We start from the raw sequence: 14777 nt of genomic DNA on the forward strand, positions 1-14777 counted from the left end.
GTCCACCGGTCCATGACGCCGCGAGGCTGGGAGAACACCGACGCTCCCCCGGAGGTCCTCTTGAGTCTCGCGTTCCTGCTGGCCGCCCTCGCCGTGGTGGTCACCCCCGGCACCGGCGTGGTCTACACGCTCGCCGTCGGCCTCTCCCACGGCCGGCGCGCGGGCCTGGTGGCCGCTTTCGGCTGCACGCTCGCCGTCGTGCCCCATCTGCTGGCGTCCGTCACCGGCCTCGCCGCCCTGCTCGCCTCCAGCCCGCTCGCCTACGCGGTGGTGAAGTACGCGGGCGTCGCCTACCTGCTGTACATGGCGTGGGCGATGCTGCGCGACAAGGAGGCGTTCACCGTCCGGCCCGAGTCCGAGCCGCGCCCCGCGCTCCGTGTGATCACGACCGCCGTGCTGATCAATGTGCTGAACCCCAAGCCGACGCTGTTCTTCGTCGCCTTCCTGCCCCAGTTCGTCCCGGCCGGCCCCACCGGCTCCCTCGGCCTGATGCTCCAGCTCGGCGGGGCCTTCATGGCCCTGACGTTCGTGGTCTTCGCCGCGTACGGGGTGTGCGCGGCGGCGGTACGGGACCGGCTGCTGGCCCACCCCCGGATCACGACCGGCCTGCGCGCCGTCTTCACGGCGAGCTTCGTCGGGCTGAGCGCCCGGATGGCGGTGGCGTGATGATCTTCCGGCACGCGGAGGAGGTCAGGACCGCCCACCCGGGCCTGGCGGCGGGCGCGCTGCACGCCACGGGCGTCGACGGCACGGCGGACGTGGAGGCGCGCGTGGCGGACCACACCGCCCGCGCCCTCGCCCGGCTCGCCGACGGCCCCGAGAGCCGGTTTCCCGAAGTGCTGGCGTGGCGGCGGACGTTCGCCCGCACGGGGCTGCGTCCGACGCAGTACCGCTGCGCCTCCGAGTCCCTGCTGCGCCGCCTGCGCAAGGAGGGCTCCCTGCCCCGCATCCACCCGGTCGTCGACCTGTGCAACGCGGTCTCCGTCGCGTACGCCGTGCCGATCGCGGTGCTCGACGCCGACCGGATCACCGGTCCGCTGCTGGAGGTGCGGCCCGCGCACGGCGACGAGGAGTACACGACCTTCGACGGCCGCACCGAGCACCCGGCCCTCGGCGAGGTGACGTACGCCGACTCGGCGGGGCGCGCGCACGCCCGCCGCTGGACGAACCGGCAGAGCGGCCACTCGGCGGTACGGGACGGCACGCGCCGGATCCTCGTGGTGGCGGAGGCGATGCACGAGGGCGGGGCGGACACGGTCGCGCGGGTGCTGGAAACCCTCGCGGACGAGCTGGGCGCGCACTGGCCGGTCACGCCTGTGACGTCCCTACTGACCGACGCGGCACCGGAGTTCACGCTCGACGACACCGCCCGGGTCCGGTAGCCGGGCATGGCACCATGAATCCGGTGACCGACAGGGACGGCGGGACGGCACACGGCTCGGACTTCCTGCAGCTGCGGGCGGACGACGTGCCCGCGGACGGCAAGGCCGACTGGCTCGCGCGTCAGGTACGGCAGGCGATCACCGACAGTCGCCTGACCGTGGGCAGCAGGCTCCCTGCCACCCGCCTGCTCGCCGCCGAACTGCGCGTCTCACGGGGCGTGGTCACCGAGGCGTACCGCAGGCTCGCGGAGGACGGGCATGTCGAGGGGCGCCGACGCGGCGGCACGGTCGTGGTCGCGGCGCCCCCGCCGCCCCTGCCCTCCCGCACGGAACAGCACGTGCCCGCCGGGCCGTTCACGAGCTCTCCCGACTCCCGCGCCTTCGACGCCCTGCGCGCGGCCGACGCCCGCATCGACCTCACCCCGGGCCGTCCCGACCTGTCCGCCTTCCCTCGCACGGCATGGCTGCGCGCCGAACGGGCGGTGCTCGCCGAACTGTCCAGCGCGGACCTGGGATACGGCGACCCGCGCGGCGCGCCCCGGCTGCGCCGCGCGGTCGCCGACTGGCTGGCGCGCAGCCGGGGCATCGCGGTCGACCCGGACGGCATCCTGATCGTCGCGGGCATCGCGCAGGCGCTCACCCTGCTGCACCCGGTGCTGCGCGCGGACGGCATCACGGCCGTCGCGGTCGAGGAGCCCGGTTCGCTCGGCACCCGCCAGCACCTCGCGCACGGCGGTCTGTCCACCCCGCCCGTGCCGGTCGACGCACACGGACCGGACGTCACCGCCCTGCGCGCCACCGGCGCCCCCGCCGTGCTCCTCACCCCGGCCCACCAGTTCCCCACCGGCGTGGTGACCAGCGGGGAGCGCCGCCGCGAGCTGCTGCGGTGGGCGGCGGACGGCGGGCTGATCCTGGAGGACGACTACGACGCGGAGCACCGCTACGACCGCCCGCCGGTCCCCGCGCTGCGCTCCCTGCTCAGCGACCGCCTCTGCTACATGGGCAGCGTCTCCAAACTGCTCGCCCCCGCCCTGCGCACCGGCTGGCTGCTCCCGCCCCGGCGGCACCTGGAGGCGCTGACCGACGCGAAACGCTTCACCGACCTGGGCAGCGCGGTGCTCCCGCAGCTCGTCCTGGCCCGGCTGATGGAGACGGGGCAACTGGAGCGGCATCTGCGGCTGCTGCGCGCCCGGCACGTCCACCGCCGGGACGCGGTGATCGCCGCCGTCCGCGAACATCTCCCGGGCGCGGCCGTGCACGGCGCGGCGGCGGGCCTGCACCTGACGGTGACGTACACGCCGGACGTCCCCGACATCGAACTGGCGGCCGCTGCCTTGGCCTTGGGCGTCAAGTGCCACCCCCTCTCCTGGCACCGGCAGCTCCCCGGCCGCCCCGGTCTGGTCCTCGGGTACGCCGCCGACCCGCCCGGCACCCTCACCGAGGGCGTGGCCCTGCTGGGCAAGGCGCTGCGCACCCTGGCCTGAAACGGCGGCCCGGGCCGGGCAAGAGCCTCTGAACTTGCTCAAGTCGCTTCACCGCCCGCCGACGGCTGCGTACGGTCGAAAGTACGAGCACGAGCACGAACGCAGGGGCGCGGGAGCAACGGCAGGACAGGGGAACGCCGTGTCGATCGAGCACATCGCCGTGATCGTCCTGGCGGCCGAGGTGGTCGTCATGGTGTCGGCGCGGGTCGGCACCGAGCGACGCCACCGGGCCCACGCCGAGGGACGCGGTCCCGCCCCGCGGCCGCGGGAGGACCTCACCTTCGTACCGGCGGCGCTGTACGGGATCGCCGCTGCGGCGACGGCGGCCGGCGCCCTCACCCTGTCCGTCGAACCGACCGTCGACGCGCTCGCCACCGTCGCGATGTTCGGCGTGCTGCTCCCCGCGTTCACCGCCACCGCCGTGCTCCGGCTGTCCACGCGGGGCGGCCGCAGGGCCGTCACCCCGGGCCTGCGCGGTCTCGCCGCCACGGTCGCCGCGACGGGCGGTCTGGTGTCGGCCGGCCTGGTCTGAGAATGGGTCCCGGCAGCCGCTGCCGGACCTGCTATGGTCCCTCGGTCAGCCTTTGGCGCGCCCCGGCGGGGCAGCACAAAGGCTTTTTTCATGCCTTCGGACGACACCAACGCACCTGACCCCCGGCCCGGTTACCGAGCCCTGCTCCGCAACCGCGAGTTCGCCGGCCTGTACGCCGGTTTCACGCTCACCGTCGGCGCGAGCACCCTTTCCGGCTTCGCGCTCGGCACGCTCGTCGACCGGTCGACCGGCTCCCCGTTCCTCACCGCCGTGAGCATGTACGGCGCGACCTTCGCGACCGTGCTGGGCGCGACCACGCTGATGTCGGTCGCGGACGGCAGCCGTCCGCGCCGCACCCTGGTCGCGCTCCAGTGCGTCGCCCTCGCGGGAGCCTGCGCGCAGGCGGTCCCCGGCATGCCGCTCGCCGCCCGCTTCGCCCTGCTCCTGCTGCTCGGCTTCTTCCAGTCCCTCAACACCGGGACGCGCATGGGCCTGCTCGCCGAGGTGGTGCCCGCCTCCGCCTACGTCCCGGCCCGCTCGCTGATGAACATCACCGCGGGCGGCACCTCCGTCCTCGGTTTCACGCTCGGCGCGGTGCTGCTGCGCCACCTCACCCCGCAGGGCCTGTTCCTCGCGGCAGGGGCACTGACGGCGGCCGCTCTCGCCGTGACGGCGGCGACCGTACGGGAACGCTCCGTCCGTCCGCCTCGCCGCCCCGGCCTGCGCGAGACATGGACGGCCAACGCGGCCCTTCTCTCCCGTGGCGGCCCGCGCGCCCTGCTCCTCAACCTGTGGGTGCCCAACGGCCTGATCGTGGGCTGCGAGGCCCTGTTCATCCCGTACGCCGGGGAGAACGCGGGTGTCCTGCTGGCCGCCGCATCGGGCGGCATGCTCCTGGGCGACCTGACCGTCGGCCGCCTGCTGACCGCCGCATGGCGACGCCGCTGCGCGTTCCCCCTGCGCCTGCTGCTCGCCGCCCCGTACCTCCTCTTCGCGCTGCACCCGCCGACGCCTGTCGCGGCGGTCGCGGTGTTCGTCGCGAGCGCGGGCTTCGCGGCCACACTTCCCCTCCAGGAACGGCTCCTCGCCCTCACACCCGAGCAGGTGCGCGGTCAGGTGCAGGGCGTCGAGTCGGCGGGCCGCATGACCTGGCAGGGCATCGGCGCGGCGATCGCGGGAGCGACGGCGCAGGTCCTCTCCCCGACGGTGACGATCACGGCGCTGGCGGCGGTGTCGGTGTGCGTGACGGTCGCCTCCCGCCCGTACGTCGACCGCACCCGCGCCCTGAAGGCCGCGCCCGGGTCACCGCGTCGGTGATGGGTGTCGGTGCGGGCGACTACGGTTCCGCGCATGACCGACACCACCGGCGACGACCGCCGTCTCCCGCCCGCCCTGGCCGACCTGGCCCGCGCTCCCGTCGACTACGCGGACGGCAAGGGCATCGACTTCGAGCCGTACGAGGAGTTCTGCCCGGCCGAGGAGACCACGGCCTGGGTGCGGGACTGGACGGGGAACCCGGACGCGGACGGTTCCGCCCTCCGCATCTTCGGCCAGGACGGCTCGGGCGGCCTCGCCGCACTCTGGCGGGCCCGCCCCGGCCGCCCCCTCGCCGAGCAGCCCGTGGTCTTCCTCGGCTCCGAGGGCGAGTGCGGGGTCGTCGCCGGCAACCTCTCCGACTTCCTGTGGCTGCTCGCCGACGGCATCGGCCCCTGGGAGGCAGTGGTCCTCGACGAGGACACCCCTCACCCCGAGGGGGCGCTCCCGGATCTGGCCGCCCTTCACGCCACCACACCGCGCCGCGAGCCCCGCACGATCAAGGCGGAGGCCCGCGGGGAGTTCCCGGACTTCCCGTCCTTCGTCGGCGACCTGCGCCTCTGACCTCAAGGGCGTCACCACCGGGTCACGTGCGTCACAGACGCGTACGAGAGCCCGTCCGGGCGAAACGGTGGACGAGGTGGCGCCCGTCAACGACTCCGGCGGCTCGGGCGCCCGCGTCACGGGCCTGGTCGTCACCCCGCCGAACGAGACCAAGTCCGTCACCCTCGACTGGCCGGGCACCGCCTCCCTCCCCGTCACGGACGGCTCCGGCGCCCCGGTGAAGGTCGGCCCCGTCGGCGGCGCGGGCCAGGGCGGCTGACCACCCGAGTCACCTGGGTGACCCGGGCCGTCGGACCCGCGTTGTTCCTGGCAAGGGCGCGCGACCAGAAGGGCGGCGGGGATGAGCGGGTGGGAAGCGTGGCTGGGCGACGAGGAGGCCGGGGCCGTCATGCGCACGGTCGTACGGCAGCTCAAGCTGTGGCGGGAGGCGGCCGGCCTCACGCAGGCCGAGTTCGGCGCGGCCATCGGCTACGGCGAGGAACTGGTCTCCTCGGTGGAGCGGGGGCGGCGCATTCCTCGCCCTGAGTATCTGGACGCGGTCGACGCGGCGCTGGGCGCCGGCGGGAAGATCTCCGCGATGGCGAGGGATGTCGCGGAGATCAGGTACCCCAAGACCGTGCGCGACCTGAAGAAGCTGGAGGCCGAAGCTGTCGAGCTCGGTGCCTATAACAACTCCGTGATTCACGGCCTGTTGCAGACGCCGGACTACGCCCGCGCCGTCTTCAGTGCGCGGCGGCCTCCGTTCACCGCGGACGAACTCGAACAGCGCTTGTCCGCCCGCGTCGCCCGCCAGGAGATCATCGGCGAGACGACGTCCCGTCCTCTGTTCAGCTTCGTCCAGTGCGAGTCGACGCTTCGCCGGCCCCTCGGGGGCAGGATGGTGATGCGCGGGCAGCTCGAACGCCTGTTGACCGTCGGCACGTTCCCCCACGTCGATCTTCAGGTGCTCCCGCTGAGCCATGAGGAGAACCCGGGCCTCGCCGGATCGTTCCGGCTGCTCAGGCTCAGGGACGGCACCACGGTCGGGCACCTGGAGGTACAGCACATCAGCCGTGTGGTCACCGACCGGAAGGAAGTACAGCTCCTCGACATGCGTTACGGAGCCATCCGGGCGCAGGCTCTCAGCCCGCGGGAATCACTGGCCCTCATCGAGAAAGTGCTGGGAGAGACATGACCCTCAAGGCCGACACACACACCGTGTGGACGAAGAGCAGCTACAGCACGGACGAGGGCCCCGACTGCGTCGAAGTAGCCGCCACCCCCGTCCACATCCTCGTCCGCGACTCCAAGACCCCCCAAGGCCCCCGCCTCACCCTCGCCCCCACCGCCTGGGCGGCCTTCCTCCCCTACGCCTCGAACCGCCGCTGAACGGCCTCCCGTCGAGGACGACCCGCACCGTAGGGGGCTGCCCCGGACGCACGACGGCGGGGCGTGTCCACGGACACGCCCCGCCGTCACGAACCCCGGCTCACCTCACGTCGTCGACCGACGCCTCCGCGCCCCCGGCCGCCGCTCACTCGGGCGGGTGACCGGGTCGCCCGCCTCCAGCGCGGCCAGCCGGCGCCGCGCGCCGAAGTCGGCGAGGGCCTCGGCCAGCTTGTGGACCGACGGCTCGGGAGCCATCACATCCACCCGCAGCCCGTGCTCCTCGGCCGTCTTCGCCGTGGCCGGGCCGATGCACGCGATCACCGTCACGTTGTGCGGCTTGCCTGCGATGCCCACCAGGTTCCGGACCGTCGACGACGAGGTGAACAGCACCGCGTCGAAGCCGCCGCCCTTGATCGCCTCGCGGGTCTCCGCCGGAGGCGGCGAGGCGCGCACGGTGCGGTACGCCGTGACGTCGTCGACCTCCCAGCCCAGCTCGATGAGCCCCGCGACCAGCGTCTCGGTCGCGATGTCGGCGCGCGGCAGGAAGACACGGTCGATCGGGTCGAAGACCGGGTCGTACGGCGGCCAGTCCTCCAGCAGACCGGCAGCCGACTGCTCACCCGACGGCACCAGGTCCGGCTTCACGCCGAAGGCGATCAGCGCCTTCGCGGTCTGCTCGCCCACCGCCGCGACCTTGATCCCGGCGAAGGCGCGGGCGTCGAGCCCGTACTCCTCGAACTTCTCGCGGACCGCCTTGACCGCGTTGACCGAGGTGAACGCGATCCACTCGTAGCGGCCGGTGACCAGGCCCTTGACCGCGCGCTCCATCTGCTGCGGGGTGCGCGGCGGCTCGACCGCGATGGTCGGCACCTCGTGCGGCACGGCCCCGTAGGACCGCAGTTGGTCGGAGAGCGACGCCGCCTGCTCCTTGGTGCGCGGCACGAGCACCTTCCAGCCGAACAGCGGCTTGGACTCGAACCACGCCAGCCGGTCCCGCTGGGCGGCGGCGGAACGCTCACCGACCACGGCTATCACGGGCCGTGCGCCCTCCGGGGAGGGCAGCACCTTCGCCTGCTTCAGCGTCTGCGCGATCGTGCCGAGCGTCGCCGTCCAGGTGCGCTGCCGGGTCGTGGTGCCCGCGACGGTCACCGTCAGGGGGGTGTCGGGCTTACGTCCGGCGGACACCAGTTCGCCCGCGGCGGCGGCCACCGAGTCCAGCGTGGTGGAGACGACCACCGTGCCGTCGGAGGCGCCGACCTCCGTCCAGCACCGGTCGGACGCCGTGCGCGCGTCGACGAACCGCACGTCGGTGCCCTGCGCGTCCCGCAGCGGCACACCGGCGTACGCGGGCACGCCGACCGCGGTGGCGACACCGGGCACGACCTCGAACGGCACCCCGGCCGAGGCGCACGCCAGCATCTCCTCGGCGGCGTACGCGTCGAGGCCGGGGTCGCCGGACACCGCACGGACGACCCGCTTGCCGCCCCGCGCGGCCTCCATGACAAGATGTGCGGCATCCCTATTCACGGGGACACCGGCGGTTGTTGACGCGCCGTCAACGACCGTCAGCTGGGGCGTGCCCGTGCCCGGCGTGGACGACGCAGTCGTGTCCGCGTCCGTGTGCACCTCGGCGACGCCCTGCCTGGCGTGCGTCCGTACGACATCGAGCACGTCGTGCTCGGCGACGAGGACGTCCGCGTTCGCCAGGGCCTCCACGGCGCGCAGGGTCAGCAGTCCCGGATCCCCGGGTCCGGCACCGAGGAAGGTGACGTGCCCTTGTTCCGGAGGGGCGGGAAGAGTGGTGGGGCTCAAAGTGCTCGCTCCCCCATCAGACCGGCCGCGCCCTGCGCAAGCATCTCGGTGGCGAGTTCGCGACCGAGCGCCGTCGCCGCCTCGTGCGTCTCGGGCACGGGACCGGTGGTGGACAGCTGCACCAGCGTGGAACCGTCGGTCGTGCCGACGACGCCCCGCAGGCGCATTTCCTTGACAATCTGCCCGTCAACCAGAAGGTCGGCGAGCGCCCCCACGGGTGCGCTGCAGCCGGCCTCCAGGGCGGCGAGCAGTGACCGCTCGGCCGTCACGGCGGCCCGCGTGAACGGGTCGTCGAGCTGGGCGAGCGCGGCGATGAGGTCCGCGTTGTCCGCGGTGGTCTCGACCGCCAGTGCCCCCTGGCCGGGGGCGGGCAGAACCGTGTCGACCGACAGGAAGTCGGTCACCTCGTCGCTGCGGCCGACCCGGTTGAGCCCGGCGGCCGCCAGCACCACCGCGTCCAGGTCGCCCTTGGTGACGTACCCGATGCGGGTGTCGACGTTGCCCCGGATCGGGACCGTCTCGATGTCCATGCCGTGGCTGCGCGCGTACGCGTTCAACTGCGCCATGCGGCGCGGCGAACCGGTGCCGATGCGCGCCCCGCGCGGCAGGTCGGCGAGCTTCAGCGTGTCCCGCGCGATGATCACGTCCCGCGGATCCTCGCGGACCGGTATCGCGGCGACGACCAGCTCGTCGGGCTGGGTGGTCGGCAGGTCCTTCAGGGAGTGCACCGCGAAGTCCACCTCGCCGCGCGCCAGCGCCTCCCGCAGCGCGGCGACGAAGACGCCCGTGCCGCCGATCTGCGCGAGGTGCTCACGCGAGACGTCGCCGTACGTGGTGATCTCGACGAGCTCGACGGGCCGTCCGGTCACCTGGCTCACGGCATCCGCCACCTGCCCGGACTGGGCCATGGCGAGCTTGCTCCGCCTGGTCCCCAGCCTCAGTGCCTTCTCAGTCATCCCGGCCCTCGGTTCTCTGCGTTCTTCTCGGTGCTTTCCTCGGCGCGGGAGACGGAGGCCACCGTCTCGGGGTCGAGGTCGAACAGGGTGCGCAGCGCGTCCGCGTACCCGGCCCCGCCGGGCTCGGCCGCGAGCTGCTTGACCCGGACCGTCGGGGCGTGCAGCAGCTTGTCGACCACCCGTCGCACGGTCTGGGTGATCTCCGCGCGGTGCTTGTCGTCCAGGCCGGGGAGCCGCCCCTCCAGGCGGGCCATCTCTCCGGCCACCACGTCGGCCGCCATGGTCCGCAGGGCGACGACGGTCGGCGTGATGTGCGCCGCCCGCTGTGCCGCCCCGAACGCGGCGACCTCGTCGGAGACGATACGCCGGACCTGGTCCACATCGGCAGCCATCGGAGCGTCCGCGGACGCCTCCGCGAGCGACTCGATGTCGACGAGCCGCACGCCGGGCAGGCGGTGGGCCGCCGCGTCGACGTCCCGCGGCATGGCGAGGTCCAGCAGGAAGAGCACGGGCTCGGGGCGCTGCGGCACGTCCACCGGCTCGGGCCGCCGGCGCTCGGGGATGCGGCCGATCGCGGACGCGGCCGCGGCGAGCGCGCCGATGACCTCGGCGTCCGCCTCGGGTCCGGTGCCGCGGGCGGCGTCCCGGCGCTCGACGGCGGAACCCGCCGCCCACGCGCCGTGCTGCTCCAGCGTGGCCGCGTCCATCCCGGCGACGGCCGCCTCCCCCATGACGGAAAAGCCGGGCCGCACCGTGGGCAGGTCCACCGGGCAGCCGTCCTCGGCGGGCGGCTGCGCGACCGGGGCGCTCTCGCGGGCGTCCTCCTCGGCGACGGCGTCCAGGTCGACGACCGGCGTCGCGTCGACGCGTCCCTCGACACCCGCGGCCACCATGTCGCCGGTCAGCACCAGGCCGGTCGCACCGGTGCAGGAAACGACCACATCGGCACGTGTCAGCTCGAACGGCACCGATGTCATCGGGACCGCGCGGGCCGTCACGTCCGTGTCGCCGCCCTCGGTGAGGATCCGTACCAGCCGCTCGGCGCGGTCGGGCGTGCGGTTCGCGACCACGACCTCGGCGACCCCGGCGCGCGCGAGCGTGGCCGCGGACAGCGAGGACATCGACCCGGCGCCTATGACGAGGGCCTTCTTGCCGCGGGCCCAGGACGTAACGGGGGTGCCGAGCGCGAGCTGCTCCAGGCCGAAGGTGACCAGGGACTGCCCGGCGCGGTCGATGCCGGTCTCGGAGTGGGCGCGCTTGCCGACCCGCAGCGCCTGCTGGAACAGGTCGTTCAGCAGCCGTCCGGCGGTGTGCGTCGCCTGCGCGCGGGCCAGCGAGTCCTTGATCTGGCCGAGGATCTGTCCCTCGCCCACGACCATCGAGTCCAGTCCGCAGGCCACCGAGAACAGGTGGTGGACGGCCCGGTCCTCGTAGTGCACATAAAGATAAGGAGTGAGCTCCTCCAGGCCGACGCCGCTGTGCTGGGCGAGCAGCGTGGACAGCTCGGCGACACCGGCGTGGAACTTGTCCACGTCGGCGTACAGCTCGATGCGGTTGCAGGTGGCGAGGACCGCGCCCTCGGAGGCGGGCTCCGCGGCGACCGTGTCCTGCAGCAGCTTGGTCTGCGCCTCCGCGCTCAGCGACGCCCGCTCCAGCACGCTGACCGGGGCGCTGCGGTGGCTCAGTCCGACGACGAGGAGACTCATGCCGGCATCACGGCGGGTACGTCCCCGTCGGGCCCCTGGTCGGTGGCGGAGCCCTCGCGCTTGGCGGCGACGGCGGTGTTGGTGCTGCCGGCGGCCTGCGCGGCGGTGACCTCGGCGGCGGCCTCCTCGCCGGCCTTGCGCTGCTCGTGGAAGGCGAGGATCTGCAGCTCGATGGAGAGGTCCACCTTGCGCACGTCGACGCCGTCCGGGACGGTCAGCACGGTCGGCGCGAAGTTCAGGATGGAGGTGACGCCGGCGGCGACGAGCCGGTCGCAGACCTGCTGGGCGGCGCCGGCCGGGGTGGCGATGACACCGATGGACACGCCGTTGTCCCGGATGATCGCCTCGAGCTCGTCGGTGTGCTGCACGGGGATGCCGGCGACGGGCTTTCCGGCCATCGCGGGGTCGGCGTCGATCAGCGCGGCGACCCGGAAACCACGGGAGGCGAACCCTCCGTAGTTGGCGAGGGCGGCGCCGAGGTTACCGATTCCTACGATCACAACCGGCCAGTCCTGGGTGAGGCCGAGTTCGCGGGAGATCTGGTACACGAGATACTCGACGTCGTAGCCGACGCCCCGGGTGCCGTAGGAACCCAGGTAGGAGAAGTCCTTGCGCAGCTTCGCGGAGTTGACACCCGCGGCGGCCGCCAGCTCCTCCGAGGAGACCGTGGGCACCGAGCGCTCGGAGAGCGCGGTCAGGGCGCGGAGGTACAGCGGAAGCCGGGCGACGGTGGCCTCGGGAATCCCTCGGCTACGGGTCGCCGGTCGGTGAGTTCGGCCAGTTGCCACGGTGCTCCTGCGGGTAGAGCGGGGCTTCAGGCGGTCATACGTCCCCGGACCGCCCCGTCGAATGCAGGCTATGTCTTTGTGAACGCGTGCACAAAGATTGTGTCCGATTTGCCCGGCCAACGTGACCGGGGTCACGCGCCCCCGGCGCACGCGGGGGGAACCGGCGCGCCTGCGCCGCCGCTCCTTCGCTTCCGGGGGCAAAACCGCACACTCTCCTCTGTGAATCCCGCCCCCGAGACCAAGACACCATCGATCCTAAGCGAATTTCCGCCAGATTGAACTGGCCGGTCAGTCACCCAGGGCCTTGCGGAGACGGTCCTCGTTCACGCGCCAGAAGGTGTGCTGCCGTCCGTCGACGAGCACCACCGGGATCTGCTCCCAGTACTGCTCGTACAGCTCCCGGTCCTCGGTGATGTCCTTGCGCTCCCACGGCACCCCGAGCTCGGAGCACACCTTCTCCACCACCACCTGCGCGTCGTCGCACAGATGGCAGCCGGGCTTGCGGATCAGCGTCACGAGCCGGTCCCGCGGGGGTCCGGCGCGGCGGAAGAGAGGGCTCATGCGGGCCATTGTCCCGCGCGGGACAAGGCCGCCGCACCGCCCGGGACACGCAGAGTTCACGACGTGGCGACCTCTCGGCACCGGAACGGGCGGGCGCACTGGCTATGCTCACGCCATGGCCGCTCTCGGATGGCTCACTCCCCGTAGGCGCTCCGCCACGGCGCGGAGCGTGTTGGCAGGCGAGGCCTCGGCGGAGGCCGCCCGCAAGTCCACCCAGGAAGTTTCCGAACGCGAACCCGCGTTCCCGGTACCCGGTGACGAACAGGCCGCCGCGTTCTTCGACCTGGACAACACCGTCATGCAGGGCGCCGCCCTGTTCCACTTCGGGCGGGGCCTGTACAAGCGGAAGTTCTTCGACACCCGCGAGCTGGCCAGGTTCGCCTGGCAGCAGGCGTGGTTCCGGCTGGCAGGCGTCGAGGACCCCGAGCACATGCAGGAGGCGCGCGACTCGGCGCTCTCCATCGTCCAGGGCCACCGCGTCTCCGAGCTGCAGTCCATCGGCGAGGAGATCTACGACGAGTACATGGCGGAGCGGATCTGGCCCGGCACCCGGGCGCTGGCCCAGGCGCACCTCGACGCGGGCCAGCGGGTGTGGCTGGTCACCGCCGCCCCGGTGGAGATCGCCACGGTGATCGCCCGCCGCCTCGGCCTGACCGGCGCCCTGGGCACCGTCGCCGAGTCGGTCGACGGCGTGTACACGGGCAAACTCGTGGGCGAGCCCCTGCACGGTCCCGCGAAGGCGGAGGCGGTCCGCGCCCTGGCCCTGGCCGAGGGGCTCGACCTCACCAGGTGCGCCGCGTACAGCGACTCGCACAACGACATCCCGATGCTGTCGCTGGTGGGCCACCCCTACGCGATCAACCCGGACTCCAAGCTGCGCAAGCACGCGCGACAGATGGACTGGCGGCTGCGCGACTACCGCACCGGCCGCAAGGCGGCCAAGGTCGGCATCCCGGCCGCCGCCGGCGTGGGCGCGGTGGCCGGGGGCACGGCCGCCGCCATCGCCCTGCACCGCAAGCGCCGCTGACACCCCCGCGGCCGGGCCCGCGCGTGCCCGCTGTGACCGGGCCGGGCCACGACACGCCCGAACCGACTGCCGTACCCCGCAACCGGCCCGATCAGTCCTCTTGGCTGCACACGGCCACAACTCGCCCCGGACTTATCCGGAATTCGAAAGCTTCCGGTCACCAACCGGTCAGCTCCTCATGCCTGAACATGCGTCGATCGGTTACAGAAGCGACGTAATCGATGATTTGAGCAACTCGGTGTAGCAGGGCCTGTACGAAGCGTTATTCTCCTCAGACGCAATCCGGGACCACCCCTTCGTCACGACGGGTGAACGGCCCCGCACTGCACGTGATGGAAGCTCTGCCTCTGGGAGTCCCGTGTACCCACACGTCGGGGTTGACGCCTCGGGCCTGGCTACGCTGCGCGCGACAGTCGCGACAGCCCGAGACATGTTGCGCGGAATCGTCCCCCCCGCGCACGCCGTCCCCGCATTCGCCGCCGTCCCCGCCGGCCCGTGCTACGCCCTCGCCGAGGGCACGGCCGCGGTCGGCAGACGAGGACGCCCGTCCGGCGCTCCCGCTGCCCGCCGTCCCGCCGCCGACAGCGACAGCGCCCGGATGATGGACCTCGTGGAGCGCGCCCAGGCCGGCGAGGCGGAGGCCTTCGGACGGCTCTACGACCAGTACAGCGACACCGTCTACCGCTACATCTACTACCGCGTCGGCGGCAAGGCGACCGCCGAGGACCTCACCAGCGAGACCTTTCTGCGGGCGCTGCGCCGCATCGGCACCTTCACCTGGCAGGGCCGCGACTTCGGCGCCTGGCTGGTGACCATCGCCCGCAACCTCGTCGCCGACCACTTCAAGTCCAGCCGCTTCCGCCTCGAGGTCACCACCGGGGAGATGCTCGACGCCAACGAGGTCGAGCGCTCCCCAGAGGATTCCGTTCTCGAGTCCCTGTCCAACGCCGCCCTCCTCGAAGCCGTACGTCGGCTCAACCCCCAACAGCAGGAGTGCGTCACGCTCCGATTCCTCCAGGGGCTGTCCGTCGCCGAGACGGCCCGCGTCATGGGCAAGAACGAGGGCGCCATCAAGACCCTCCAGTACCGGGCCGTCCGCACCCTCGCCCGGCTCCTCCCGGACGACGCCCGCTGACCCCGCCCGTCCACCGGACGGAGCACAGCGAGCCACGCTCAACTCACGCCGAGTGAAACCCGGTTGGAATCCTCAATCGGGCCACCGGTGTCCGTAACCCAAGTGCCGCGCCCGTCGTTGTGCGGGATACAGGCTCCCTGTGGTCACC

15 protein-coding genes and 1 pseudogene are annotated in these 14777 nt (G+C 72.9%); 11 read left to right on the plus strand and 5 right to left on the minus strand.

The features are described from left to right. The first annotated feature begins 60 nt into the window (after positions 1-60). The 9 genes and pseudogenes from ELQ39_RS13435 to ELQ39_RS13475 all read left to right on the plus strand — a co-directional run bounded on the left by ELQ39_RS13435 (position 61) and on the right by ELQ39_RS13475 (position 6644). The gene (locus tag ELQ39_RS13435; RefSeq protein ID WP_242592017.1) at positions 61-666 is read left to right on the plus strand and encodes a LysE family translocator; all 606 of its coding nucleotides are present in this window, start codon (positions 61-63) and stop codon (positions 664-666) included. Then, positions 666-1382 (plus strand): B3/B4 domain-containing protein, encoded by a 717-nt coding sequence (locus ELQ39_RS13440; RefSeq protein ID WP_242592018.1) that lies wholly within the window; start codon positions 666-668, stop codon positions 1380-1382. The genes ELQ39_RS13435 and ELQ39_RS13440 overlap by 1 nt, the downstream gene beginning before the upstream one ends. Before the next feature lie 14 nt (positions 1383-1396). Next, positions 1397-2866: a MocR-like pyridoxine biosynthesis transcription factor PdxR gene (gene pdxR / locus ELQ39_RS13445; protein WP_242592019.1), complete on the plus strand. Its 1470-nt coding sequence runs from the start codon at positions 1397-1399 to the stop codon at positions 2864-2866. 139 nt (positions 2867-3005) lie between these two features. After that, positions 3006-3398, plus strand: coding sequence for a hypothetical protein (locus ELQ39_RS13450; protein WP_242592020.1), 393 nt, complete (start codon positions 3006-3008; stop codon positions 3396-3398). 90 nt (positions 3399-3488) lie between these two features. Beyond that, complete coding sequence (locus tag ELQ39_RS13455) at positions 3489-4715, plus strand: hypothetical protein (RefSeq protein WP_242592021.1); 1227 nt, start codon at positions 3489-3491, stop codon at positions 4713-4715. 33 nt (positions 4716-4748) lie between these two features. After that, complete coding sequence (locus ELQ39_RS13460) at positions 4749-5276, plus strand: SMI1/KNR4 family protein (RefSeq protein WP_242592022.1); 528 nt, start codon at positions 4749-4751, stop codon at positions 5274-5276. Positions 5277-5358: 82 nt separating this feature from the next. Continuing rightward, positions 5359-5535: pseudogene (locus tag ELQ39_RS13465) on the plus strand (DUF4232 domain-containing protein); the annotation flags it as partial. Positions 5536-5616: 81 nt separating this feature from the next. Next, the gene (locus ELQ39_RS13470; protein ID WP_190005300.1) at positions 5617-6450 is read left to right on the plus strand and encodes a helix-turn-helix domain-containing protein; all 834 of its coding nucleotides are present in this window, start codon (positions 5617-5619) and stop codon (positions 6448-6450) included. Then, on the plus strand, positions 6447-6644 hold the full coding sequence (locus ELQ39_RS13475) for a DUF397 domain-containing protein (RefSeq protein ID WP_225644647.1): 198 nt from the start codon (positions 6447-6449) through the stop codon (positions 6642-6644). The genes ELQ39_RS13470 and ELQ39_RS13475 overlap by 4 nt, the downstream gene beginning before the upstream one ends. 105 nt (positions 6645-6749) lie before the next feature. On the opposite strand, the gene ELQ39_RS13480 is transcribed toward ELQ39_RS13475, so the two are convergent. The 5 genes from ELQ39_RS13480 to ELQ39_RS13500 form a co-directional block, all read right to left on the minus strand. Then, on the minus strand, positions 6750-8456 hold the full coding sequence (locus tag ELQ39_RS13480; RefSeq protein WP_190005302.1) for a uroporphyrinogen-III synthase: 1707 nt from the start codon (positions 8454-8456) through the stop codon (positions 6750-6752). Further along, the gene (hemC, locus tag ELQ39_RS13485) at positions 8453-9412 is read right to left on the minus strand and encodes a hydroxymethylbilane synthase (protein ID WP_190005303.1); all 960 of its coding nucleotides are present in this window, start codon (positions 9410-9412) and stop codon (positions 8453-8455) included. The genes ELQ39_RS13480 and hemC overlap by 4 nt, the downstream gene beginning before the upstream one ends. Then, positions 9409-11118: a glutamyl-tRNA reductase gene (locus tag ELQ39_RS13490; protein WP_242592023.1), complete on the minus strand. Its 1710-nt coding sequence runs from the start codon at positions 11116-11118 to the stop codon at positions 9409-9411. The genes hemC and ELQ39_RS13490 overlap by 4 nt, the downstream gene beginning before the upstream one ends. After that, positions 11115-11906, minus strand: a complete 792-nt coding sequence (locus ELQ39_RS13495; protein ID WP_190005305.1) for a redox-sensing transcriptional repressor Rex — start codon at positions 11904-11906, stop codon at positions 11115-11117. The genes ELQ39_RS13490 and ELQ39_RS13495 overlap by 4 nt, the downstream gene beginning before the upstream one ends. Before the next feature lie 288 nt (positions 11907-12194). Beyond that, positions 12195-12467, minus strand: a complete 273-nt coding sequence (locus ELQ39_RS13500) for a glutaredoxin family protein (RefSeq protein WP_242592024.1) — start codon at positions 12465-12467, stop codon at positions 12195-12197. Positions 12468-12582: 115 nt separating this feature from the next. Here ELQ39_RS13500 and ELQ39_RS13505 point away from each other — a divergent pair, with 115 nt between their 5' ends. Together ELQ39_RS13505 and ELQ39_RS13510 are read left to right on the plus strand one after the other, a co-directional pair. After that, on the plus strand, positions 12583-13494 hold the full coding sequence (locus ELQ39_RS13505) for an HAD family hydrolase (protein WP_225644639.1): 912 nt from the start codon (positions 12583-12585) through the stop codon (positions 13492-13494). A gap of 358 nt (positions 13495-13852) precedes the next feature. Beyond that, the gene (locus ELQ39_RS13510; protein ID WP_078492972.1) at positions 13853-14629 is read left to right on the plus strand and encodes an ECF subfamily RNA polymerase sigma factor, BldN family; all 777 of its coding nucleotides are present in this window, start codon (positions 13853-13855) and stop codon (positions 14627-14629) included. Positions 14630-14777 lie beyond the last annotated feature (148 nt).

Origin of the sequence: Streptomyces sp. GB4-14 (assembly GCF_022696125.1) — a bacterium.
In the GTDB taxonomy this organism is placed as follows: domain Bacteria; phylum Actinomycetota; class Actinomycetes; order Streptomycetales; family Streptomycetaceae; genus Streptomyces; species Streptomyces werraensis.